Here is a 22044-nt window from a genome sequence, read left to right as displayed (position 1 = left end):
CCCTCCCACATAAGTCCTCTACCACAGGGGCTCGGCGTTGGCTCACTCGTGGTAGATGTCTTGATCGCCGAAGTATTTTTTCTGGATCTGCGCGTAGGTGCCATCGGCCTGGACGGCGGCGATGCCCTTGTTGATCAGCGCGCGCAATTCCTGGTCGTTCTTGCGCAGGCCCATGGCAATGTCCAGCGGCAAGGTCGGGTCCTTGAAGGCCGGGCCGGTCTTGAAGTCGGCGCCTTCGGGCTTGGACAGGAAGTTGAGCTGGGCTTCGAGTTTGTCGGTCAGGGTGGCATCGAGGCGACCGTTTTGCAGGTCGGCGTAGTTCTGTTCCTGGGACTGGTAGGCCTTGACCTGTGCCCCGAGCTTGGCCAGGTGCGCACGGGCATAGGCTTCCTGCAACGAGCCTTGCAACACGCCGACCTGCTTGCCTTTCAACGATTCGGGCGTGTCGCCGAAGTCGGCGCTTTTACGGGTGATCACCGACGTGGGGCTGAGGAACAGGCGGTCGCTGAAATCGATGACTTTCTCACGGGCCGGGGTCACGGCCATGGAAGACATGATGGCGTCGAACTTGCGTGCGCGCAGGGCCGGGATCATGCCGTCGAATTCGTTGTGCACCCACGTGCATTTCACGTCGAGCTTGGCGCAGATGGCGTTGCCCAATTCGATATCAAAACCTTGCAGGCTGCCGTCAGCGGCCACGGATTCGAAGGGTGGGTATTCGGGGAACACGCCGAAGCGGATTTCTTTCCAATCCTGGGCGTGGGCGGCGGTGGCGCACAGTGGCAACAGCAACGCAGCGAACAGTGATCGCAATGGAGTCATGGTGTAGTCCCTATATTTTGTAATTGATGTCAGGGCAGTAAAAAAGAGGTGCAGCTGCATTCATTCGGTGACTCTCTGGTCGGGCTCAGAATGCTTCATGGTGGTGCGTTTTTTGTGTCGTTTACCCGGTGCGCAAAGCGCAAATTGCGCTGTAAAAAAGCGCAATGCAGCGGAATCGGCTGTCGGACCCGCTGAATCGGCTTTTCAACGCTGTAAATAGGGCCTGCCCTAGGCGCAAAGCGGCAGGCCAGAGCGGTCTCAGGCGCGCTTTTTATGCTGTGCGCGTGGCTGTTGGGCCAGGCGCGCAAACAGGTCTTTCGGGTCGGCGAGGTCCGGCACCAATTCCAACTCGCTGCCTACATCCAGCGCCTTGGCCACGTCCAGCACATAGCGCAGGGCCGAGTAGTCTTCGATGGCAAAGCCCACCGAGTCGAACAGCGTGATCTGGCGCGCGTTCTCGCGGCCCGGTTGCTGGCCGTTGATCACCTGCCAGAGTTCGGTCACCGGCGAATCTTCCGGCATGTGCTGGATCTCACCTTCGATACGGCTTTGCGGCTCGTACTCGACGATCACCCGGGCGCGCTCGACGATACGGCGGTCCAGTTCGGTCTTGCCTGGGCAGTCGCCGCCCACGGCATTGAGGTGCATGCCCGGCTCGATCATCTCGTCCGTGAGGATCGTCGCGTAGGCCTTGTCGGCGGTCACGGTGGTGACGATGTCCGCACCTTTGACCGCTTCGGCCACGCTGCCGGCCAGAATCACCTTGATCGCCGGGAAGGCCTTGAGGTTGGCTGCCAGCTTGGCAGTGGCCTTGGCGTCGATATCGAACAGACGTATTTCGTTGATGCCGAGCATGGCGTGAAAGGCCAGGGCCTGGAATTCACTTTGCGAGCCGTTACCGATCAGCGCCATGCTGCGGCTGTTGTCGCGCGCCAGGTAGCGTGCGACCAGCGCCGAGGTGGCGGCAGTGCGGATGGCGGTGGTCAGGGTCATTTCTGCCAGCAGCACCGGCTTGCCGGTGTCCACATCGCCCAACGCTCCGAACGCCATGACGGTGAGCATCCCCGCCAGGGTGTTCTTCGGGTGGCCGTTGACGTATTTGAAGGCGTACAGCGACGCGTCGGACACCGGCATCAGCTCGATCACACCGTCCGGCGAGTGGTTGGCCAGGCGTGCGCATTTTTCGAAATCCTGCCAGCGCAGGTAGTCGGCGCGGATGTATTCGGCCATCTCGGTGATGCAGGTTTGCAGGCCTTTTTGCGAGACCAGGTAGCTGAGGTCGTTGACGTCGATATAGCGGGTCATGGCAAGACTCCTTATTGAAATGAGGGGCGGGCAGGCAGGTGCACTTCCGCCAGCATGCAGCGGGCGCTGCCGCCGCCGATGCGTTCGATGTTGTCGATGTTCACCACCACCGGTCGGGTATGGCGTTCCACATGCTGGCGCTGGGCCGGTTGCAACGCGCCCCAGGCACTGGCGGACATCACCAGCAGCGGCTGGCCATCGCGGTCGTGGACTTCGAGCATGTTGCCGGCGAAGGCTTCCAGCTGGTCAAAATCAAGGGCAAGGATGTCCTTGCCGGTGTCGTGCAGGGAGCGCTCCAGGGTCAGGCGTTCGCCTTCGTCGGGCAGGGCTTGCAGGCACACCACCGAGAGGTCGCGGCCTACGCTCATCATCACGTTGCTGTGGTAGATCGGCGCGTGGTGGCGGTCCACCGCATGGAATACGCAGAGCTGGTAGTCGAGGCGCGCGGCGAATTCGCGCAGTGCATCGTGGTGGGTACGCCCGGAATGGCAGGCATAACTGATGCGATGCTGGCGGTCGAGCACCATGCTGCCGGTGCCTTCAAGGAAGATGTTGTGTTGTTCGAGGTGGCTGAGGTCGATGGTGTTCTTGACCGCAAAACGTTGTTCCAGTACTTGCAGCACGCCCTTGTTGCGCTCCAATCGACGGTTCTGGCCTTCCATCGGGTACAGCACCAGACTGCCGTCGGCATGGCTGCTCCACCAGTTGTTGGGAAAGATCGAGTCGGGGGTATGGGGCGCCGGGGTGTCCTGCACCACCAGTACTTCCACGCCGTGCTGGCGCAGGGTATCGACATAGCCGTCGAACTCTTCCAGCGCTTTCTGCTGTGCGCTGAGTGGGTCCAGGGGCTGGCGTTGGAAGCGGTTGTTGATCGCGGTGTCCGGGTTGAAGGCAAAGCGCGCCGGGCGAATCATCAGGACGGTGTTGGTGGTTTGCATGGGTGCACGAATCCATGGGGTTGGGCAGTGGGGCTATTTTGTGCGCTGTGGCAGAGGAATCCCGGCTGAAACCAAGGAGCGCCTCAGCCGGGAAAGCTGAAAAGTGGGGTATGGCAGCCGAACCGGCTGTAGGGGTGAAATGCGCTTGAAGTGTGGGAGGGGGCTTGCCCCCGATGGCGGTGGCTCAGCCAGAAAATCCATATCTGAAGGATTGCTTTCGGGGGCAAGTCGAATCGTCGCACCGCCCCTCCCACATTGGTATTGTGGTGTCTGTTCCAGCGTCGTCAGCCAGGAGGAATCATGTCCACCGTCGTTCGTCTCGCCCAAGTCACCGATGCCGAAGGCATCAGCCAAGTCATCCTGGCGGCCCTGCGCAGCAGCAATGCGCAGGATTACCCCGCGGATGTGATTGCCCGTGTGGCGAGCAACTTCACGCCGGACGCAGTGCTGGCGTTGCTCAAGCGCCGTATCGTGCTGGTGGCGATCCAGGATCAGAGCGTGGTCGCCACGGCGGCGCTTGACGCCAATGTGGTGCGGTCAGTGTTCGTCAACCCGAGCTTGCAGGGGCAGGGCATCGGCCGGTTGCTGATGATGGAAATCGAGCTGCGCGCCCGTGAAACCGGGGTGACGGTGTTGAGTGTGCCGTCTTCGCTGACCGCCGAGCCGTTCTACACCAAGCTGGGGTTTCACACAGTGCGCGACGTTTACCATGGCAACGAGCGCACGCTGGTGATGGAAAAGACGCTGTCATCACGCTATCCCATCGGGCCGTATCGCGACCGCTCGCACCGTGCGCAAGTGATTGAGTTATGGCAGGAGGCGTTTGGCTATGACACCGCGCATAACCTGCCGAGCCTGGCGATCGATAAAAAGCTGGCCGTCAATGACGGGTTGTTCTTTGTGGCGACGGATAAAAAAGCGGTGATCGGGACCATCCTTGCCGGTTACGACGGCCATCGCGGCTGGCTGTATTCGGTTGCGGTGCACGCGGACTATCGGCGTCATGGCCTGGGCGCGTCGCTGGTGCGGCATGCGGAGCAGGCGTTGACGGTGCTGGGCTGCATGAAGATCAACCTGCAGATCACCAGTGGCAACGAGGCGGTGGCGGGGTTTTACGAGGCGCTGGGGTATGGGGTGGAGCCGAGGATCAGCATGGGCAAGAAGATTGCTGAGAATATCCCTCAATCTTGAAAATACTGGAGATCAAAATGTGGGAGGGGGCTTGCCCCTCCCACACTTTTTTGCGGTGTTGCTGGGTCAGACCTTGACGATCCAACCGGCTGGCGCTTCAACGTCGCCGGTCTGCACGCCGGTCAGCTCTTTGTAGAGCTTCTGGGTGATCGGGCCGACTTCGGTTTCGCTGTGGAACACATGCAGGTTGCCGTTGTACTGGATGCCGCCGATCGGCGAGATCACCGCCGCAGTACCGCAGGCGCCGGCTTCCTTGAAGTCGGCCAGTTTGTCGATGAACACTTCGCCTTCAACCACTTCCAGGCCCAGGCGGGTCTGGGCCAGTTCGATCAGCGACAGGCGGGTGATGCCTGGCAGCACCGAAGGCGACTTCGGCGTGATGAACTTGTTGTCGTGGGTGATCCCGAAAAAGTTGGCCGAGCCGACTTCTTCGATCTTCGAGTGGGTCATCGGGTCCAGGTAGATCGCGTCGGCGAAGCCGGATTTTTTCGCTTCCGAGCCCGGCATCAGGCTGGCTGCGTAGTTGCCGCCGACTTTCGCAGCACCGGTGCCCTGTGGGGCGGCGCGGTCGAACGTGGAGATCTGGAAGTTGTGTGGCACCAGGCCGCCCTTGAAGTAGGCGCCGACCGGGATGCAGAACACCGAGAAGATGAACTCCGGCGCGGTCCGCACGCCGATGTTGTCACCGGTGCCGATCACGAACGGGCGCAGGTACAGCGCGCCGCCGCTGCCGTACGGCGGGATGAACCGCTCGTTGGCCTTGACCACTTGTTTGCAGGCATCGATGAACACGTCGGTCGGCACATGCGGCATCAGCAGACGGGCGCAACTGCGCTGCATGCGTGCGGCGTTCTGGTCCGGGCGGAACAGGTTGATCGAGCCGTCCTTGCAGCGGTAGGCCTTGAGGCCTTCAAAGCACTGCTGGCCATAGTGCAGGGCGGTGGAGCCCTCGCTGATGTGCAGCACGTTGTCGTCGGTCAGGGTGCCGGCTTGCCACTCGCCATCCTTGAAGGTCTGGAGGTAGCGTTTGTCGGTCTTGATGTAGTCAAAACCCAGCTTGTCCCAATTGATGCTTTCGTTACCCATGACACCCTCTATCTTTGGTCAAGTCGGTTTTTTTCTGAATGGGCGCAACAATACTTCATTCTGGGCCGGTGTGGGAGCGGGCGGTTGGACCATTCAACATCTCTATTGGCTGATCCACCGCTATCGGGGGCAAGTCGAATCGTCGCACCGCCCCTCCCACATTTGAAATGCATTCCAAATGTGGGAGGGGGCTTGCCCCCGATGGCCTCGCCACGGTTTTACAGATGCAGCGCGTGACCCAAAGCCCTCAATGCAGCTTCCTGCACCGCTTCGCCCAAGGTCGGATGGGCATGGATGGTGCCCGCCACATCCTCCAGGCGTGAACCCATTTCCAGGCTCAGGCCAAACGCGGTGGACAGTTCCGATACACCGACGCCCACGGCTTGCCAGCCGACGATCAGATGATTGTCACGCCGCGCCACCACCCGCACGAAGCCGGTTTTCGACTCCAGGGTCATGGCCCGGCCATTGGCCGCAAACGGGAAACTCGACACGATGCAGTCCAGGCCCGCCGCCTTGGCGTCGTCCGGGGTCTTGCCGACCACCACCAGTTCCGGGTCGGTAAAGCACACCGCCGGGATCGCTGCCGGGTTGAATTCGCGGGGTTGACCGCTGATCAGTTCGGCAACCATTTCGCCCTGGGCCATGGCGCGGTGGGCCAGCATCGGCTCGCCGCTCAGGTCGCCGATGGCGTACACATTGCGCATGCTGGTCTGGCAACGGCTGTCGATCTGGATCGCCGCGCCGTTCATCGCCAGGTTCAGCGCTTCAAGGTTCCAGCCCTGGGTGTTGGGTTTGCGCCCCACCGCTACCAGGACCTGATCGGTCTCCAGGGTCAATGTATCGCCGTTCGGGTCACGCACCTGCAGGCAGTTGTCGGCGAACCCGGTGACGCTGTGCTTGAGGTACAGCTTGACCCCCAGTTGCTTGAGGGATTCGCTGACCGGCTGCGTCAGTTCGGCGTCGTAGGCCGGCAGGATGCGATCCTGGGCCTCGACCACACTGACCTCGGCGCCCAGCTTGCGATAGGCAATCCCCAGCTCCAGGCCGATGTACCCGCCGCCCACCACAATCAGGCGCTTGGGCACACGGGTTGGCGCCAGGGCTTCGGTGGACGAAATGATCGGCCCGCCGATCGGCAGCATCGGCAAGTTGACGCTGGTCGAACCGGTGGCCAGCAGCAGGTGTTCGCAGTGGATGCGCTGGTCGCCGACGTCGACGGTCTTGCCGTCCACCACCTTGGCCCAGCCGTGGATCACCTGCACTTTGTGTTTTTTCAGCAGTGCCGCGACGCCGGTGGTCAGGCGGTCGACGATGCCGTCTTTCCATTCCACGCTTTTGCGGATGTTGAGGGTCGGTACGTCCACATCGATGCCCAGGGGCGAGCCCTGGCTGTGATGCACGGTTTGCTGGAACTGCTCGGCCACGTGGATCAAGGCCTTGGACGGAATGCAGCCGATATTCAGGCAGGTGCCGCCCAGCGCCTGGCCTTCCACCAGGATGGTCGGGATACCCAACTGGCCGGCGCGAATCGCCGCCACATACCCGCCAGGCCCGCCGCCAATGATCAGCAAAGTGGTATTCAAGGTCATGACTTACTCCAGGAACAGGCTGGCGGGTTGTTCGAGCAGGCCGCGAATGGCCTGGATGAATTGCGCCGCGTCCATGCCGTCGACCACGCGGTGATCGAACGAGCTGGAGAGGTTCATCATCTTGCGCACCACGATCTGGCCCTTGATCACCATGGGCCGTTCGACGATGCGGTTGACCCCAACGATGGCCACTTCCGGCAAATTCAGCACCGGCGTGCTGACGATGCCGCCGAGGGCACCCAGGCTGGTCAAGGTGATGGTCGAACCCGACAGCTCATCGCGACTGGCCTTGCCATTGCGTGCGGCCGTGGCCAGGCGCGCGATTTCCTCCGCGTTGCCCCACAGGCTGCGGGCTTCGGCGTGACGCACCACTGGTACCATCAAGCCCACGTCGCTTTGGGTGGCGACGCCCACATGCACCGCACCAAGGCGGGTGATGATCTGGGCTTCGTCGTCATAACGCGCATTGATCTGCGGGAAATCGCGCAACGCCACGACCATGGCCCGCACGATAAACGGCAGCAGGGTCAGCTTGCCGCGTGTGGCGCCGTGTTTCTCATTGAGGTGCACACGCAACTCGTCCAGTGCGGTGACGTCGATCTCTTCCACGTAGCTGAAATGCGCGGCGCGGCGGGTGGCGTCCTGCATGCGCTGGGCGATCTTGCGGCGCATGCCGATCACCGGGATCTGCTCTTCGGTAGTGCGTTCGGCGTAGGGGTTGGCGGCTGTCGAGGACGGTATCGCGCCTTGCTGAAGGTAAGCGTCGAGGTCCTCATGCAAGACCCGGCCAGCGGGCCCGGAACCTTGCACCAGACGCAACTGGATACCGGCATCCAACGCATGCTTGCGCACGGCAGGGGAGGCCAGCGGGCGTTCATGGGTTTCGCGGGCCACCGGCGCCGCTGCGGGTTGGGTCGCGGGTTTGGCCTCAACCACCGGCGCGGGCCGGGCTTCGACCACAGGCGCAGCCTTCACCGGCTCAGCCGCGACCGGCGCGTCCTTGGCGTTACCGGCGCCTTCGACTTCGATGCTGATCAGAATACTGCCCACGGCCATGACTTCACCCGGCTCGCCGCCGAGGGAAAGCACTTTGCCGTGCACCGGCGAGGGAATGTCCACCATCGCCTTGTCGGTCATGACATCCGCCAGCACCTGGTCTTCGACGACCATGTCGCCGACCTTCACATGCCATACCGACAACTCAACTTCTGCGATGCCTTCGCCAATGTCCGGCATCTTGATAACGTGCGTGCCCATTCAGACCTCCATGACCCGTTTCAACGCCGCGCCCACTCGGGTCGGCCCTGGGAAATACGCCCATTCCTGCGCGTGCGGGTAGGGAGTGTCCCAACCGGTGACGCGTTCAATCGGCGCTTCCAGGTGGTGGAAGCAATGCTCTTGCACCAGCGCTACCAACTCGGCGCCAAAACCGCAGGTGCGAGTGGCTTCGTGCACCACCACGCAACGGCCGGTTTTTTTCACCGACTTGACGATGGTTTCCAGGTCCAGCGGCCACAGGCTGCGCAGGTCGATGACTTCGGCGTCGATGCCGGTTTCTTCAGCGGCAACCTGCGACACATACACCGTGGTGCCATAGGTCAGCACGGTAACGGCCGAGCCCGGACGCACGATGGCGGCCACGTCCAGCGGCACGGTGTAGTAACCGTCGGGAACCTGTGCTTGCGGGTGCTTCGACCACGGCGTGACAGGACGGTCGTGATGGCCATCGAACGGGCCGTTGTACAGGCGCTTGGGCTCCAGGAAGATCACCGGGTCATCGTTCTCGATGGAGGCAATCAGCAAGCCTTTGGCGTCGTAGGGGTTGGACGGCATCACCGTGCGCAGGCCGCAAACTTGCGTGAACACCGCTTCGATACTCTGGCTGTGGGTCTGGCCGCCGTAGATGCCACCCCCGCAGGGCATACGCATGGTCAGGGGGGCGGTGAACTGGCCCGCCGAGCGATACCGCAGGCGCGCGGCTTCGGAGATGATCTGGTCGGTGGCGGGGTACACATAGTCGGCAAACTGGATTTCAGCGACCGGGCGCAGACCATAGGCACCCATGCCCACGGCCACGCCGATAATGCCGCTTTCCGAGATCGGCGCGTCGAATACCCGCGAGCTGCCGTACTTGCCCTGCAACCCTTCGGTGCAACGGAACACGCCGCCGAAGTAACCGACGTCCTGGCCGAACACCACCACGTTGTCGTCACGCTCAAGCATCACATCCATGGCCGAGCGCAGGGCCTGGATCATGGTCATGGTGGTCGTGGTCATGGCGGTTTCCAATTCGATGCTGTTGTTGTGATCGTTCATGTCAGATCCCCAACTCTTGACGCTGGCGCTTCAAGTGCTCCGGCATCTCTTTATAGACGTCTTCGAACATGGTCGCGGCGCTCGGAATCTGGCCGCCGGCAAGGGTGCCGTACTGTTCGGCTTCTTTCTGCGCCTTGACCACTTCGGCCTCAAGCTCGGCACTGACCGCCGCGTGCTCTTCTTCGGACCACTGGCCAATCTTGATCAGGTGCTGCTTGAGACGGGCAATCGGATCGCCCAACGGAAAGTGGCTCCAATCGTCGGCAGGGCGGTATTTGGACGGATCATCCGAGGTGGAGTGCGGACCGGCGCGGTAAGTGACCCACTCGATCAGGCTCGGCCCCAGGTTGCGCCGCGCACGTTCGGCGGCCCAGGCCGAGGCGGCGTACACCGCGATAAAGTCGTTGCCGTCCACGCGCAGGGAGGCGATGCCGCAGCCTACGCCGCGTCCGGCGAAGGTGGTGGCTTCACCGCCGGCAATGGCCTGGAAGGTGGAGATGGCCCATTGGTTGTTTACGACGTTAAGGATGACCGGCGCACGGTACACGTGGGCGAAGGTGAGGGCGGTATGGAAGTCCGATTCAGCGGTGGCGCCATCGCCGATCCAGGCGGACGCGATCTTGGTATCGCCCTTGATCGCCGAGGCCATGCCCCAGCCCACACCCTGTACGAACTGGGTGGCAAGGTTGCCGGAAATGGTGAAGAAGCCCGCATCCTTGACCGAATACATGATCGGCAACTGGCGGCCCTTGAGCGGATCGCGCTCGTTGGACAGCAACTGGCAGATCAGGTCCACCAGTGGCACTTCGCGGGCCATCAGGATGCTTTGCTGGCGGTAGGTAGGGAAGCACATGTCGTCGATGTTCAAGGCCAGGGCCTGGGCACTGCCGATGGCTTCTTCGCCAAGGCTCTGCATGTAGAACGACATTTTTTTCTGACGCTGGGCGACCACCATGCGGTTGTCGAAGATGCGCGTCTTGAGCATGGCGCGCATACCTTTGCGCATGATTTCCACACTGACGCCTTCGGCCCATGGCCCCAGGGCCTGGCCCTGGTCGTCGAGCACGCGGATCAGGCCCTTGGCCAGGTCGGCGGTGTCGGCGGGTTCTGCGTCGATGGCGGGTTTGCGCACCAGGCCTGCGTCGGTCAGGCGCAGGTAGGTGAAGTCGGTCTTGCAGCCTGGTCGGCCCGAGGGTTCAGGGACGTGCAGGCGCAGTGGTTCATACTGCTGGGTCATGGCTTCTACGCTCGATCTTGTGAATTTCTTGTAGTGGGCGCGCTAGCTGACAGTCAGTCTTCGGGTAGAAGAAATCTTGTCCTACAACAATCATAGGCGGGGCGTAGAAGAATATTTATCTGTGTTTCGTTGCGCTCAGGATCATTTGCGGATAAAAAAACTGCATAAACATAATAAACAGGTGATTTTGTCTCATGCGCAAACTGGACCGTACCGACATCGGCATTCTCAATGCCCTGCAGGAGAATGCCCGCATCACCAACGCCGACCTGGCCCGCTCGGTCAACCTGTCGCCCACGCCGTGTTTCAACCGGGTCAAAGCGATGGAAGAGTTGGGGTTGATTCGTGAGCAGGTCACGCTGCTCGACGCCGACCTGCTGGGGCTGCACGTCAATGTGTTTATCCACGTCAGTCTGGAAAAGCAGAATGAACTGGCGTTGCAGCAGTTCGAAGGCGCGATCTCGGACCGCCCCGAAGTGATGGAGTGCTACCTGATGGCCGGCGACCCGGACTATCTGATCCGGGTGCTGGTGCCGACGATTCAGTCGCTGGAGCGCTTCATGATGGATTTTTTGACCAAAGTGCCGGGGGTGGCGAATATCCGGTCGAGTTTTGCGTTGAAGCAGGTGCGCTACAAAACCGCGCTTCCCTTGCCCGCCAATGGCATCAGCCTCGGTTGAAAATGTGGGAGGGGGCTTGCCCCCGATTGCAGTGTGTCAGTCGGCTCCTCCGTTACTGATTCACCGCTATCGGGGGCAAGCCCCCTCCCACATGTTTAACCGTATTTCATAGCTGGTTGAGTGGGATCTTCAGGTAGGTCACACCGTTCGCTTCGGCCGGCGGCATATTCCCCGCCCGTACATTCACCTGGATCGCCGGCAGCAGTAACGTCGGCATGCCCAACCCGGCATCGCGCTGGGTGCGCATTGCCACAAACGCCGCCTCATCCACCCCGTCATGCACATGGATATTTCCCGCGCGCTGCTCGGCCACGGTGGTCAGGCACTTGGCCTCGCGTCCTTCAGGCGGGTAGTCATGGCATACGTACAGCTGGGTGTGCGGCGGGAAGGCCAGCAACTTGCGCATCGACGCATACAACTGCCGCGCATCGCCGCCGGGGAAGTCGCAGCGGGCGGTGCCCACATCGGGCATGAACAGCGTGTCGCCTACCAGGATCAATTGATCCTCGATCAGGTAAGCCATATCCGCCGGGGTGTGGCCGGGCACGTGCAGGGCCTGGGCCTTCACGCCGCCAATATGGAAAACCTCATCCGGCGCAAACAGGTGATCGAACTGCGAGCCGTCGACGCGAAATTCCGGTTCCAGGTTGAACAGATTCTTGAACACGTCCTGCACCTTGCTGATCGACTGGCCGATGGCGATCTTGCCGCCCAGCGTGCGGCGCAGATACGGCGCAGCCGACAGGTGGTCGGCGTGGGCGTGGGTTTCCAGCAGCCACTGCACTTGCAGGCGGTGTTCGCCGACGAAGGCGATGACTTTGTCGGCCTGGCGTGTGTCCGTGCGCCCGGAGGCCGGGTCGTAGTTGAGCACCGAGTCGACGATGGCACAGGGGCCGCCGTCCGCTGCATAGACGACGTAGGTGTAGGTCGACGACGCCTCGTCCAGAAAGGATTGAATCAACGCTGACATGGCGACGGTCCTTGAGGGTGGATTGCGGCTTACATTCAAGATGTTTTCCACATAGGCTTGCGAGCTTAAGGGAAAAAAACGGTCAGAGGCAAAGCTTCGACCCATCATTGGGCGTGACGCCATACGGCAACGACCCTTGTGTGCATTGACAAAAAAAGGCAACAGACCATGACCGAACAACACTGGGGCCCAACCATCAGTGGCGATATCGTTGTCATCGGCGGCGGCTCGGCAGGCATTGGCCTGCTGGCCAGCCTGCTCAAGCGCGACCCCGACCTGAACATCACCCTTATCGAACCCAGCGACCACCATTGCTACCAGCCGGCCTGGACCCTGGTGGGCGGAGGCGCCTATGACCTGGAGAAGACCCGTCGCCCGCTGGCCGACGTGCTGCCCAATGGCGTCACCTGGATACAGGCCGCGGTCAGCAAAGTCATGCCGGACGAACAGACGGTGGTGCTCGACAGCGGCCAGCGTGTGAGTTGGCAGAATCTCATCGTCTGTCCCGGCCTGCGCCTGGCCTGGGAGAGCATCGAGGGCCTGCAGGACACCCTCGGCCAGCACGGTGTCACGTCCAACTACAGCTACGAACACGCCGCCTATACCTGGCAGTTGGTGCAGCAACTCAAGGGCGGCAAGGCGATCTTCACCCAGCCGGCCATGCCGATCAAATGCGCCGGCGCGCCGCAGAAGGCCATGTACTTGTCGTGCGATCACTGGCTCAGGCAGGGCCATCTCAAGCACATCGAGGTGGAATTCAACCTGGCCGGCGCGGCGTTGTTCGGGGTGGCAACTTTTGTACCGCCGTTGATGAAATACGTAGAGAAATACAACGCCCGCCTGGCGTTCAATTCCAACCTGGTGAAGGTCGATGGCCCGGCGCGCATGGCCTGGTTTGCCGTGAAGGACACTGAGGGCAATACGACGGTTGAAGAGAAATCCTTCGACCTGCTGCACGTCGTGCCGCCGCAAGTCGCGCCGGACTTCATCCGCCAAAGCCCGCTGGCCGATGCCGCCGGCTGGTGTGAAGTGCACCCCAACACTCTGCAACACCTGCACTACCCGCACATCTTCGGCCTGGGCGATGTATGCGGTACCCCCAACGCCAAGACCGCCGCTGCCGTGCGCAAGCAGATCGTGGTGGTTGCCGAAAACCTGCTGGCCCTGCGCAAACAGGCGCCGATGCCGCTCAAGTACGATGGCTACGGCTCGTGCCCGCTGACGGTGGAGAAGGGCAAGGTGGTGCTCGCCGAGTTCGGCTACGGCGGCACGTTGCTGCCGACCTTCGGCCTCGACCCGACCAAGGCGCGTCGGTCGATGTGGTTCCTCAAGGCCACGCTGCTGCCGTGGTTCTACTGGAACGGCATGCTCAAGGGCCGTGAATGGCTGACCCGTCTGAGCAAGGTGGACTGAATGCTGCTGGCCAGTGTGTTGGGTGTGTTGATGGGCCTGGTCATGGGCCTGACCGGCGCGGGTGGTGGCATCCTCGGGGTGCCGGCGCTGGTGCTGGGCTTGGGCCTGACCATGACTCAGGCCGCGCCGGTGTCGTTGCTCGCCGTTGGCGCGGCGGCGGCCGTCGGTGCGATTGATGGTTTGCGCCACGGCCTGGTGCGTTACCGCGCTGCGTTGCTGATCGCCTTGCTGGGTGCGCTGTTTTCGCCGCTGGGTGTGTTTCTCGCTCACCAACTCTCTGAGCCGGTGCTGATGGCGCTGTTCAGTGGGTTGATGGTGCTGGTGGCCTGGCGCATGTTGCAGCGCGAAAAGGTCGATGCCGGGCCGAGTGACCATGGCGCCGCTTCTTGGGGACAGAAGAACTGCATGCTCAATCAGCAGACCGGGCGCCTGGCCTGGACCGCCAAATGCAGCGCCACCCTGGCCGCGCTGGGTGCCGTGACCGGTGCGGTGTCCGGTTTGCTCGGCGTGGGCGGCGGCTTTCTGATCGTGCCGGCGTTCAAGCAACTCACCGACGTGCAGATGCGCGGCATCGTCGCCACGTCGCTGATGGTCATCAGCCTGATCTCGCTGATTGGCGTGGCCGGCGCGTTGCATGCCGGGGTGCGCATCGAGCCGGTGGGCTGGGTGTTTATCAGTGCCAGCATCGTCGGCATGCTGGTCGGCCGGCGCCTGTGTGCCGTGATACCGGCGCGCACGTTGCAGGTGGGGTTTGCCAGCCTGTGTGTGGTGGTTGCAGCGGGAATGCTTTTCAACGCTTTACGCTGAACTTGAAATGCAATCCCACATTCAGATCTCCACATAGCAGATAGGTTTACCCTGCTTTTGATCTGCTTTTGATCTGGCTCTTACATCCTTGACCACCACCACCGAAGCCCCCAACCACCCCCCCCCAAGATGGCAAGATGAACCCCACTCAGGTTTACTACTCTGAGTACTGGTTTCACCCACCGACCCCGTCGGCCCATCTAGGTCATTGAATGGACAAATACACCCCCCACACCTGGGAACCCCACGAGCGCCCGAGCCTGCCCGGTTCGCCGTCGACGCCGTGGCACCCCACGCACAAGCGCTGGCTGTATGCGCTGGTCGGTGTGCTGGTCGCCATCACCGGTGGCCTGGGTAACGCCCTGGTCATCGCCAACCTGCAATACCTGCAAGGCGCGCTCGGTGCGACCACGGCGGAAATGGCCTGGCTGCCCGCCGCCTATGTGATGACCAACGTATGCATGAACCTGCTGCTGGTGAAGTTCCGCCAGCAGTTCGGCCTGCGGGTGTTCACCGAAGTGTTCCTGGTGTTGTACGCGCTGGTGACCTTTGGCCATTTGTTCGTCAATGACCTCAGCTCGGCCATCGCGGTACGCGCAGCCCACGGGATGGTGGGCGCGGCGCTGAGTTCGTTGGGTTTGTACTACATGATCCAGGCGTTCCCGGCCAAGTGGCGGCTCAAAGCCTTGGTGCTGGGCCTGGGTACGGCGCAGTTGGCGTTGCCGCTGGCGCGGTTGTTCTCCGAAGACTTGCTGCAAATCGCCGAATGGCGCGGCTTGTACCTGTTTGAATTGGGCATGGCGCTGATCTGCCTGGGCTGTGTATTCCTGCTCAAGTTGCCGCCCGGCGACCGTTTCAAAACTTTCGAAAAACTCGACTTCCTGACCTTTGGCATCCTCGCCACCGGCGTGGCCTTGCTCTGTGCGGTGCTGTCGCTGGGGCGTATCGACTGGTGGCTGGAAGCGCCGTGGATCGGCGTCGCCTCGGCCTGTTCCCTGGTGTTGATCATGGCCGGGCTGGCCATCGAGCATAACCGCGCCAACCCGATGCTGATGACCCGCTGGCTGGGCAGCGGCACCATGATCCGGCTGGCCTTGGCGGTGATCCTGATTCGCATGGTGCTGTCCGAGCAATCTACCGGCGCGGTGGGCTTTATGCAGATGCTCAATATGAGTTACCAGCAGATGCACACCCTGTATGTGGTGATGCTGGCCGGCGCGATCAGCGGGCTGGTGGTCAGCGCGTTGACCATCAACCCGGCGCACCTGCTGATGCCGCTGGTGATTTCCCTGGCGCTGATGGCCGTGGGCTCGGTGATGGACAGTTTCTCCAGCAACCTGACCCGGCCCCAGAACCTGTATGTCAGCCAGTTCCTGCTGGGCTTTGGCGGCACGTTTTTCCTGGGGCCGACCATGGTGCTGGGCACCAAGAACGTACTGACCAACCCACGCAACCTGGTGAGTTTTTCGGTGATGTTCGGTATTTGCCAGAACCTCGGCGGCCTGATTGGCGCGGCGCTGCTGGGCACGTTCCAGATCGTGCGCGAGAAGTTCCACTCCAGCATGATTGTCGAACACCTGACCTTGCTTGACCCGCGTGTGGCCGCGCGGGTGCAGAGCGGTGGTTCGGCCTACGGCGGCATTGTCGCCGACCCGGAACTGCGCAACCTCATGGGCATTCGCAGCCTGGCCACGGCGGCGACGCGCGAAGCGAATGTCATGGCCTACAACGATGTCTTCATGCTGATCGCGATCATCGCGATCCTGACCATGCTCTGGATCTTTATCCGCAGTCTGTGGCTGATGAGTACCACTCAAGCAGCCCCTCCCGTTCAACCCAGCGGCGCACCTTCATGACCGAACCATCAACGACCACCACCACCGCCATCGCCTCCACCCCGGAAGGCAGCACGCCGCCCGGCGCCGTACCCACCGAGCTGCGGCCACTGCGGGTGCGCATCCTGTCGTCCCTGGGGTTTGCCGCGATTGCCATCGTCGGCGTGTTGATCGTGCTCTACGCCTGGCAATTGCCGCCGTTCAGCAGCGCGGTGGAAACCACTGAAAACGCCCTGGTACGCGGTCAGGTGACGATCATCGGCCCGCAACTCAGCGGCTATGTGTTCGAAGTGCCGGTGCAGGACTTCCAGTACGTCAAGGCTGGCGACCTGTTGGTGCGCCTGGATGATCGTATCTACAAACAGCGCCTGGACCAGGCCCTGGCGCAACTGGCGGTGCAGAAAGCCGCGCTGGCCAATGTGGTGCAGCAGCGCAACAGTGCCGAAGCGACCATCAAGTTGCGCCAGGCTGCGCTGGTGGATAGCCAGGCCCAGGCGCGTAAAAGCACGGCGGATCTGCGACGCAACGAGGAGCTGATCAGCGACGGTTCGGTGTCCCGGCGCGAGCTGGACGTGACCCGTGCGGCCAATGCACAGACGGTTGCCGCCGTCGCCCAAGCCCAGGCCAGCCTGGAAATCGCGCGCCAGGATTTGCAGACGGTGATCGTCAATCGCGGTTCTTTGGAGGCGGCGGTGGCGAGTGCCGATGCGGCGGTCGAGCTGGCGCGCATCGACCTCTCCAACACGCGCATTACGGCGCCCCGCGACGGCCAGTTGGGCCAGATTGGCGTACGTCTGGGGGCCTACGTCAACTCCGGCGCGCAACTGATGGCCCTGGTGCCGAAACAGCTGTGGGTAATCGCCAATATGAAAGAAACCCAGATGGACAACGTGCAGGTCGGCCAACCGGTGACCTTCACCGTGGATGCGCTGAACCACCGCAGGTTTCACGGCACGGTGCAGCATATTTCCCCGGCGACGGGGTCGGAGTTCAGCCTGTTGCAGGCGGACAACGCGACGGGCAACTTTGTGAAGATTGCCCAGCGGGTGCCGGTGAGGATTACCGTGGACCCGGATCAGGCCGAGAGTGAGCGGCTGCGGCCTGGGTTGTCGGTTGTCGTGAGTATCGATACGGCTGGGCGTCTGAAAAACTCTCCACCCTGACATCACTGACACAACACCAATCAAAACTGTGGGAGGGGGCTGTCAGGCCGCCATCGGGGGCAAGCCCCCTCCCACATTTTGAATGTATTTCAGGGTGAAATTGAGTTGGGTGGACTGGCCTTGTTCCAGCAGTTTCAGGCCCGGTCGCCCCGGCAGGTGATGAGCATTCACCGGGTGACTCACCGGTTCAATGCAAAAGAACCCCAACCCCGGCGGGCAATACAGCAGGAAGTAATCGGCGCCGGTGGCCTGGCATTCCAGCGTATAGCCCAGCTCTGGCTGTTCAATTCGGCAGTGCCCGTCCCACTGGCAAAAGCCGTTGTCCACGAGGCTTTCAGGCAACTCGCTCAATACCCGAAAATCCCACTCGGGCGGCACCGCCGCCAAGCCTGTCGGCAACTTTGTGCCGTCACTCAACCACACCTGCGCCGCCGAAGCCTGCAACCGTGTGTCAGGCAGGCGCGGGAAGTAGGGATGCAGCCCAAGCCCATGCCACGCCGCTTTTTCGGCCAGATGGGTCACGCGCAATGCGATGCTCAGTTCGCCGTTGCTCAACCGGATCCGCTGCTCGGCGCGGTAGGCGAACGGCGTTTCATACCGCAGCTCCAACACCACTTCCTGCGCCCTTTGACTGACGACGTGCCACGGCTGCTGCCAGGCCGAGCCGTGAATCGGAAAGGGATCTTTGGGGCTGTTGGGCGCCAGGGCCAGCCAGCCGTCGGGGGTCTCGAACCCCCCATTGGCAATGCGGTTGGACCAAGGCACCAACGGGTAACACCCCAGCTTTCCAGGCAGCTCGCTGCGCGGGTCGTTAGGCCGCAACAACGGTTGCCCGCTGGCGCGCACGGTCCAGTTGACGAGGCTGCCGCCCACGGCCGGGTCAAGGCTGAGGTGGGTCAGGTCATCTTCAAGCTCAATCATTACAGCACCACGCTCGGCAGCCACAGCGACAACGCCGGGATGTAAGTGACGGCGATCAGCACCAGGAACAGCACCGCATAAAATGGCAGCAGCGCCTTCACGGTTTTCTCGATCGTGGTCTTGCCCACTGCCGCGCCGACAAACAGCACCGCGCCCACCGGCGGGGTGATCAGGCCGATGCCCAGGTTCACCAGCATGATCATGCCGAAGTGCACAGGGTCGACGCCGATATTGAGCACCACCGGCAACAGGATCGGCGTGAGGATCAGGATCAGTGGCGCCATGTCCATCACCGTGCCGAGCAACAGCAGCATGGCGTTGATGCACATCAGGATCACATAGCGGTTGTCCGACAGGGTCAGGAACAGCGTGGTGATTTTCGCCGGGATCTGCATCAGGGTCATGATGTAGCCGAAGCTGGCGGCGAAGGCGATCAGGATCATCACGATGGAAATCGTGCGCACCGTGCGGTGCATCAGCTTGGGCAGTTCATTCCACTTGTAGTCGCGGTAGATGAACATGGTCACGAAGAATGCCCACAACACCGCAATCGCGGCGGACTCGGTGGCCGTGAAGATGCCCGACAGGATGCCGCCGAGGATGATCACCATGGCCATCATGCCCCAGAGCGCTTCGCCGGCGATCTTCAGCGCTTGCTTCAACGGGATGACTTCGCCTTTGGGGTAGTTGCGTTTCTTCGCGAAAATCAGGCACAGCACCATCAGGCACGCGCTCATCAGCAGCCCCGGCACCACGCCGGCCATGAACAGCGAGGCGATGGACACGGTGCCGCCTGCCGCCAGGGAGTAGAGCACCGAGTTGTGGCTGGGCGGGGTGAGCAAGGCCTGCACCGAGCCGCTGACGGTCACCGCCGTGGCAAATTCCCGTGGGTAGCCACGGCGTTCCATTTCCGGAATCAGCACCGAGCCCACCGAGGCGGTGTCCGCCACCGACGAACCGGAGATCGCGCCGAAAAATGTTGAGGCCATGATGTTGACCAAGGACAGGCCGCCGCGCACAAAGCCCACCAGCACCCCGGCAAACGCCACCAGCCGGCGCGACATGCCGCCCTCCGCCATGATCGCCCCCGCCAGCACGAAGAACGGAATGGCCATCAGCGAAAATTTGTTCACGCCGCCGGCCACCTGAATCATCAGGGCCTGGAACGGGATGTCGATCCACCACGCGCCGATCAGCGCCGACAAGCCCAGGGCGTAGGCCACCGGCATACCGATCAGGATCAAGGCGATAAAGCTGCCCAGCAGAATCAATGCGTCCATATCAGGCAGCCCCTTCGCTTTCTTCAACCAGGTCAAAACGCACCACGCGCCGGTTGCTCTGGTCACCGAGCAGGAGTTTTTCCAGCACAAAAACCAGAGTCAGCACGCCACCGATGGGGATCGGCATATAGGTGATGCCCACGCGCAGGGTGGGGATGGCGCTCATGAACTGGTTCCAGGTGGACAGGCACAGCTTGGTGCCCCAAATGGTCATGAACAGGCAGATGGTCGCCATCAGCAGTTGCGAAAAAATGCCGACTATTCGGCGTTGGGTGGGCGGCAGGCGGTCAGTGACCATCGCCACCGACATGTGCGCACCGGCACGGTAACTGGCGGCCGCACCGATAAAAGTGAACACCAGCATCAACAGGATGGCGGTGGGCTCCGGCCAGCTTGAGCCGGTGCCAAGGATGTAGCGGGCGAAGATGCCCCAAGGGATGATCAGTGCGACCCCGAGGACCGCGAGGCCGGCGACCCAGATGCAGGTCATGTAGATGCGGTCGTTGATGCGCAGCAGCAGATTCTTCATGGCGTTCACCGTAACCGGGCGCGTCGATGCCGACCGCGCCAGGCCTTGTCAGGGAGGAGGGCGTTACTGAACGGCGTCGATACGCTTGATGATGTCGGCGTACGGCGCGCCGTACTTGGCACGTACCTCTGCGGTGGCGTCATAGAAGGGCTTTTTGTCGACGGTGATGAACTCGACACCGGCCTTCTTGAGTTTTTCCTCACTGCTGGCGGACTTGGCGTCCCACAGCACGCGCTCATCGGCCTGGGCGGCCTTGGCGGCTTTTTTCACCATGTCCTGCTGGGCGGGGGTGAGTTTGTTCCAGGTGATTTTCGACATCACGATGGGCTCGGGCAGGATCAGGTGTTCGGTGAGGGTGTAGTACTTGGCGTTCTGGAAGTGGTTGTGCTCAAGCATGGTCGGCGGGTTGTTCTCCGCGCCGTCGATGACCCCGGTCTGCAAGGCGCTGAAGATCTCGCCGGTGTCCATGGCGATGCCATTGGCGCCCATCGCGTTGAAGGCTTCGATGAAGATCGGGTTGCCCTGCACGCGGATTTTCATGCCCTTGAGGTCTTCGATCTTGCGCACCGGTTTCTTGGTGTAGAGGTTGCGCGTGCCGCCGTCCATCCAGGCCAGGGCCACCAGGCCGAACTCGGAGTCGGTGATTTTCGCGAGGATCTCATCGCCGATCTCGCCGTCGATGACCTTGCGCATATGCGCCTGGTCACGGAACACGAACGGCAGGTTGAACACGTTCACGTCCGGCACCACCGGCCCGACGATGCCGAGGCTGACGCGGGTCATCTGCACGGCGCCGACCTGGGCCTGTTCGACCACTTCTTTCTCGGAGCCCAGCACGCCGCCGGGGAAATATTTGAAGGTCAGTTCGCCGTTGCTTTCCTTGGTCAGGGCCTTGCCCATGTTCTCTTCGGCGACCACGGTGGGGTAGCCGGCGGGGTGGATGTCGGCGAATTTGATTTCCAGCGCGTGGGCGGCGCTGCTGAGGGTGAACACTGCGGCGGCGAGCAAGGTGCGTTTGAAGTCCATGGGGGTCACTCCTGTCTTGTTATTTTATTGTTGTATTCAAGGCACAGCGATGCAGCTAGAGGGTGAAGCTGGGCTCCGGCAAACCGGTGACGTTGGGGTTGAGGGCGAACACACCGCCGGCCATCGACTGTTCACTTTGATCATCACGGATCGAGGTGACGAACAACGTGTCCAGGCGACTGCCGCCGAAGGCGCACATGGTGGGTTTTTTCACCGGAACGCTCAGGGAGCGATCCAGGCGACCGTCCGGGGTGAAGCGGTGGATCAAGCCGGCGTCATTCGCGCAGATCCAGTAGCAGCCATCTGCGTCCACCGCTGCGCCGTCCGGGCGGCCGAGGTGGTTGTGCATGTCCACAAACACGCGGCGATTGGACGGCGTGCCGGTGTCGATGTCGTAGTCGAAGGCCCAGATCTGTTGCACCAGCGGGTGCGAGTCCGAGGCGTACATCGTGCGGCCGTCGGGGCTGAAGGCCAGGCCGTTGAGGGTGATAAACCCATCCAATTGAGCATGAGGCGCTGAGCCTGACGCGTAGCGGTAGAGGATGCCCTCGGCCGCATTCAGGCCCATGTTCAACACCATGCTGCCGGCCCAGAAGCGGCCCTGGCGGTCACAGCGGCCGTCGTTGAGGCGCATGTCCGGGCGCGGGTGTTCGACACTGGCCAGAGACGTGGTGTCGAGGCTGCCGTCATTGTGTGCGGTAAGTTGGAAAAAGCCGGTTTCCATGCCCGCGACCCAATTGCCCGCCGTGGTGCGGGCGATACAGGCGAGCATCTGCGGGGCTTTCCACGCCGCGACATGGCCGCTGCTGGCGCTCCAGCGCTGCAGGCCGCCGTTGGGAATGTCCACCCAGTACAGCGCGTTTTCTTCAGGCACCCACACCGGGCATTCGCCCACGGCATTGCGGGCGTCGACGATCAATTCAGCAGTCATGA

20 protein-coding genes are annotated in these 22044 nt (G+C 62.1%); 6 read left to right on the top strand and 14 right to left on the bottom strand.

All coding sequences use genetic code 11. The annotated features are described in order from the left end of the window. Positions 1–42: 42 nt before the first annotated feature. From NDJ82_RS01275 to ctlX, 3 genes are all read right to left on the bottom strand, one after another. Positions 43–822 carry an ABC transporter substrate-binding protein gene (locus NDJ82_RS01275; RefSeq protein ID WP_099586603.1) on the bottom strand — a complete coding sequence of 260 codons (780 nt, stop codon included), beginning with the start codon at positions 820–822 and terminating at the stop codon, positions 43–45. Between the two features lie 258 nt (positions 823–1080). Next, positions 1081–2127, bottom strand: coding sequence for an ornithine cyclodeaminase (ocd, locus tag NDJ82_RS01270; RefSeq protein ID WP_099586604.1), 1047 nt, complete (start codon positions 2125–2127; stop codon positions 1081–1083). An 11-nt stretch (positions 2128–2138) separates the two neighbouring features. Then, positions 2139–3065, bottom strand: coding sequence for a citrulline utilization hydrolase CtlX (gene ctlX / locus NDJ82_RS01265; RefSeq protein WP_158878897.1), 927 nt, complete (start codon positions 3063–3065; stop codon positions 2139–2141). Between the two features lie 300 nt (positions 3066–3365). Here ctlX and NDJ82_RS01260 point away from each other — a divergent pair, with 300 nt between their 5' ends. Then, positions 3366–4256 (top strand): GNAT family acetyltransferase, encoded by an 891-nt coding sequence (locus NDJ82_RS01260; protein WP_191959692.1) that lies wholly within the window; start codon positions 3366–3368, stop codon positions 4254–4256. Between the two features lie 66 nt (positions 4257–4322). Here NDJ82_RS01260 and NDJ82_RS01255 read toward each other — a convergent pair whose 3' ends face one another. From NDJ82_RS01255 to NDJ82_RS01235, 5 genes are all read right to left on the bottom strand, one after another. Continuing rightward, entirely contained in the window at positions 4323–5342 is a 1020-nt protein-coding gene (locus tag NDJ82_RS01255; protein WP_099586607.1) for a branched-chain amino acid aminotransferase, read from the bottom strand. Positions 5343–5560: 218 nt separating this feature from the next. Beyond that, positions 5561–6934, bottom strand: coding sequence for a dihydrolipoyl dehydrogenase (gene lpdA / locus NDJ82_RS01250; RefSeq protein ID WP_099586608.1), 1374 nt, complete (start codon positions 6932–6934; stop codon positions 5561–5563). Between the two features lie 3 nt (positions 6935–6937). Then, positions 6938–8191: a dihydrolipoamide acetyltransferase family protein gene (locus NDJ82_RS01245; RefSeq protein WP_250924802.1), complete on the bottom strand. Its 1254-nt coding sequence runs from the start codon at positions 8189–8191 to the stop codon at positions 6938–6940. Then, the gene (locus tag NDJ82_RS01240; protein WP_099586610.1) at positions 8192–9250 is read right to left on the bottom strand and encodes an alpha-ketoacid dehydrogenase subunit beta; all 1059 of its coding nucleotides are present in this window, start codon (positions 9248–9250) and stop codon (positions 8192–8194) included. 1 nt (position 9251) lies between these two features. After that, on the bottom strand, positions 9252–10487 hold the full coding sequence (locus NDJ82_RS01235; protein WP_250924801.1) for a 3-methyl-2-oxobutanoate dehydrogenase (2-methylpropanoyl-transferring) subunit alpha: 1236 nt from the start codon (positions 10485–10487) through the stop codon (positions 9252–9254). 194 nt (positions 10488–10681) lie between these two features. On the opposite strand from NDJ82_RS01235, the gene bkdR reads away from it, so the two are divergent. Continuing rightward, positions 10682–11167, top strand: coding sequence for a Bkd operon transcriptional regulator BkdR (gene bkdR / locus NDJ82_RS01230; RefSeq protein ID WP_159936237.1), 486 nt, complete (start codon positions 10682–10684; stop codon positions 11165–11167). 106 nt (positions 11168–11273) lie between these two features. On the opposite strand, the gene NDJ82_RS01225 is transcribed toward bkdR, so the two are convergent. Beyond that, a complete protein-coding gene (locus NDJ82_RS01225) occupies positions 11274–12137 on the bottom strand; it encodes an MBL fold metallo-hydrolase (protein WP_250924800.1) in 864 nt (287 codons plus the stop codon). A gap of 168 nt (positions 12138–12305) precedes the next feature. Between NDJ82_RS01225 and NDJ82_RS01220 the strand changes: the two genes are divergently transcribed. From NDJ82_RS01220 to NDJ82_RS01205, 4 genes are all read left to right on the top strand, one after another. After that, positions 12306–13550: an NAD(P)/FAD-dependent oxidoreductase gene (locus tag NDJ82_RS01220; protein ID WP_250924799.1), complete on the top strand. Its 1245-nt coding sequence runs from the start codon at positions 12306–12308 to the stop codon at positions 13548–13550. Continuing rightward, entirely contained in the window at positions 13551–14357 is an 807-nt protein-coding gene (locus tag NDJ82_RS01215) for a sulfite exporter TauE/SafE family protein (RefSeq protein WP_250924798.1), read from the top strand. It begins immediately after the preceding gene. A gap of 212 nt (positions 14358–14569) precedes the next feature. Continuing rightward, the gene (locus tag NDJ82_RS01210; RefSeq protein WP_112196028.1) at positions 14570–16213 is read left to right on the top strand and encodes an MFS transporter; all 1644 of its coding nucleotides are present in this window, start codon (positions 14570–14572) and stop codon (positions 16211–16213) included. Next, complete coding sequence (locus tag NDJ82_RS01205; RefSeq protein ID WP_099586618.1) at positions 16210–17355, top strand: HlyD family secretion protein; 1146 nt, start codon at positions 16210–16212, stop codon at positions 17353–17355. Before NDJ82_RS01210 ends, NDJ82_RS01205 begins: the two co-directional genes overlap by 4 nt. Before the next feature lie 42 nt (positions 17356–17397). Here NDJ82_RS01205 and NDJ82_RS01200 read toward each other — a convergent pair whose 3' ends face one another. From NDJ82_RS01200 to NDJ82_RS01180, 5 genes are all read right to left on the bottom strand, one after another. After that, positions 17398–18276, bottom strand: a complete 879-nt coding sequence (locus NDJ82_RS01200; RefSeq protein WP_191959696.1) for an aldose 1-epimerase — start codon at positions 18274–18276, stop codon at positions 17398–17400. Beyond that, the gene (locus NDJ82_RS01195) at positions 18276–19556 is read right to left on the bottom strand and encodes a TRAP transporter large permease (RefSeq protein WP_191946399.1); all 1281 of its coding nucleotides are present in this window, start codon (positions 19554–19556) and stop codon (positions 18276–18278) included. Before NDJ82_RS01195 ends, NDJ82_RS01200 begins: the two co-directional genes overlap by 1 nt. Position 19557: 1 nt before the next feature. After that, a complete protein-coding gene (locus tag NDJ82_RS01190; RefSeq protein ID WP_099586621.1) occupies positions 19558–20085 on the bottom strand; it encodes a TRAP transporter small permease in 528 nt (175 codons plus the stop codon). Positions 20086–20148: 63 nt separating this feature from the next. Then, positions 20149–21111: a TRAP transporter substrate-binding protein gene (locus NDJ82_RS01185; protein WP_191946398.1), complete on the bottom strand. Its 963-nt coding sequence runs from the start codon at positions 21109–21111 to the stop codon at positions 20149–20151. A gap of 55 nt (positions 21112–21166) precedes the next feature. Beyond that, a complete protein-coding gene (locus NDJ82_RS01180) occupies positions 21167–22042 on the bottom strand; it encodes an SMP-30/gluconolactonase/LRE family protein (protein ID WP_191959697.1) in 876 nt (291 codons plus the stop codon). Positions 22043–22044 lie beyond the last annotated feature (2 nt).

It is taken from the genome of Pseudomonas sp. SR18 (assembly GCF_023701505.1).
In the GTDB taxonomy this organism is placed as follows: Bacteria; Pseudomonadota; Gammaproteobacteria; order Pseudomonadales; family Pseudomonadaceae; genus Aquipseudomonas; species Aquipseudomonas cyclaminis.
Note: the sequence above shows the minus strand (reverse complement) of the source record. Positions and strands in the feature narration are given on the sequence as shown.

What these genes read in the sequence shown, in the direction of transcription:
- NDJ82_RS01275 (WP_099586603.1), bottom strand. Translation starts at nt 822, where the DNA reads ATGACTCCATTGCGATCACTGTTCGCTGCGTTGCTGTTGCCACTGTGC.
- ocd (WP_099586604.1), bottom strand. Translation starts at nt 2,127, where the DNA reads ATGACCCGCTATATCGACGTCAACGACCTCAGCTACCTGGTCTCGCAA.
- ctlX (WP_158878897.1), bottom strand. Translation starts at nt 3,065, where the DNA reads ATGCAAACCACCAACACCGTCCTGATGATTCGCCCGGCGCGCTTTGCC.
- NDJ82_RS01260 (WP_191959692.1), top strand. Translation starts at nt 3,366, where the DNA reads ATGTCCACCGTCGTTCGTCTCGCCCAAGTCACCGATGCCGAAGGCATC.
- NDJ82_RS01255 (WP_099586607.1), bottom strand. Translation starts at nt 5,342, where the DNA reads ATGGGTAACGAAAGCATCAATTGGGACAAGCTGGGTTTTGACTACATC.
- lpdA (WP_099586608.1), bottom strand. Translation starts at nt 6,934, where the DNA reads ATGACCTTGAATACCACTTTGCTGATCATTGGCGGCGGGCCTGGCGGG.
- NDJ82_RS01245 (WP_250924802.1), bottom strand. Translation starts at nt 8,191, where the DNA reads ATGGGCACGCACGTTATCAAGATGCCGGACATTGGCGAAGGCATCGCA.
- NDJ82_RS01240 (WP_099586610.1), bottom strand. Translation starts at nt 9,250, where the DNA reads ATGAACGATCACAACAACAGCATCGAATTGGAAACCGCCATGACCACG.
- NDJ82_RS01235 (WP_250924801.1), bottom strand. Translation starts at nt 10,487, where the DNA reads ATGACCCAGCAGTATGAACCACTGCGCCTGCACGTCCCTGAACCCTCG.
- bkdR (WP_159936237.1), top strand. Translation starts at nt 10,682, where the DNA reads ATGCGCAAACTGGACCGTACCGACATCGGCATTCTCAATGCCCTGCAG.
- NDJ82_RS01225 (WP_250924800.1), bottom strand. Translation starts at nt 12,137, where the DNA reads ATGTCAGCGTTGATTCAATCCTTTCTGGACGAGGCGTCGTCGACCTAC.
- NDJ82_RS01220 (WP_250924799.1), top strand. Translation starts at nt 12,306, where the DNA reads ATGACCGAACAACACTGGGGCCCAACCATCAGTGGCGATATCGTTGTC.
- NDJ82_RS01215 (WP_250924798.1), top strand. Translation starts at nt 13,551, where the DNA reads ATGCTGCTGGCCAGTGTGTTGGGTGTGTTGATGGGCCTGGTCATGGGC.
- NDJ82_RS01210 (WP_112196028.1), top strand. Translation starts at nt 14,570, where the DNA reads ATGGACAAATACACCCCCCACACCTGGGAACCCCACGAGCGCCCGAGC.
- NDJ82_RS01205 (WP_099586618.1), top strand. Translation starts at nt 16,210, where the DNA reads ATGACCGAACCATCAACGACCACCACCACCGCCATCGCCTCCACCCCG.
- NDJ82_RS01200 (WP_191959696.1), bottom strand. Translation starts at nt 18,276, where the DNA reads ATGATTGAGCTTGAAGATGACCTGACCCACCTCAGCCTTGACCCGGCC.
- NDJ82_RS01195 (WP_191946399.1), bottom strand. Translation starts at nt 19,556, where the DNA reads ATGGACGCATTGATTCTGCTGGGCAGCTTTATCGCCTTGATCCTGATC.
- NDJ82_RS01190 (WP_099586621.1), bottom strand. Translation starts at nt 20,085, where the DNA reads ATGAAGAATCTGCTGCTGCGCATCAACGACCGCATCTACATGACCTGC.
- NDJ82_RS01185 (WP_191946398.1), bottom strand. Translation starts at nt 21,111, where the DNA reads ATGGACTTCAAACGCACCTTGCTCGCCGCCGCAGTGTTCACCCTCAGC.
- NDJ82_RS01180 (WP_191959697.1), bottom strand. Translation starts at nt 22,042, where the DNA reads ATGACTGCTGAATTGATCGTCGACGCCCGCAATGCCGTGGGCGAATGC.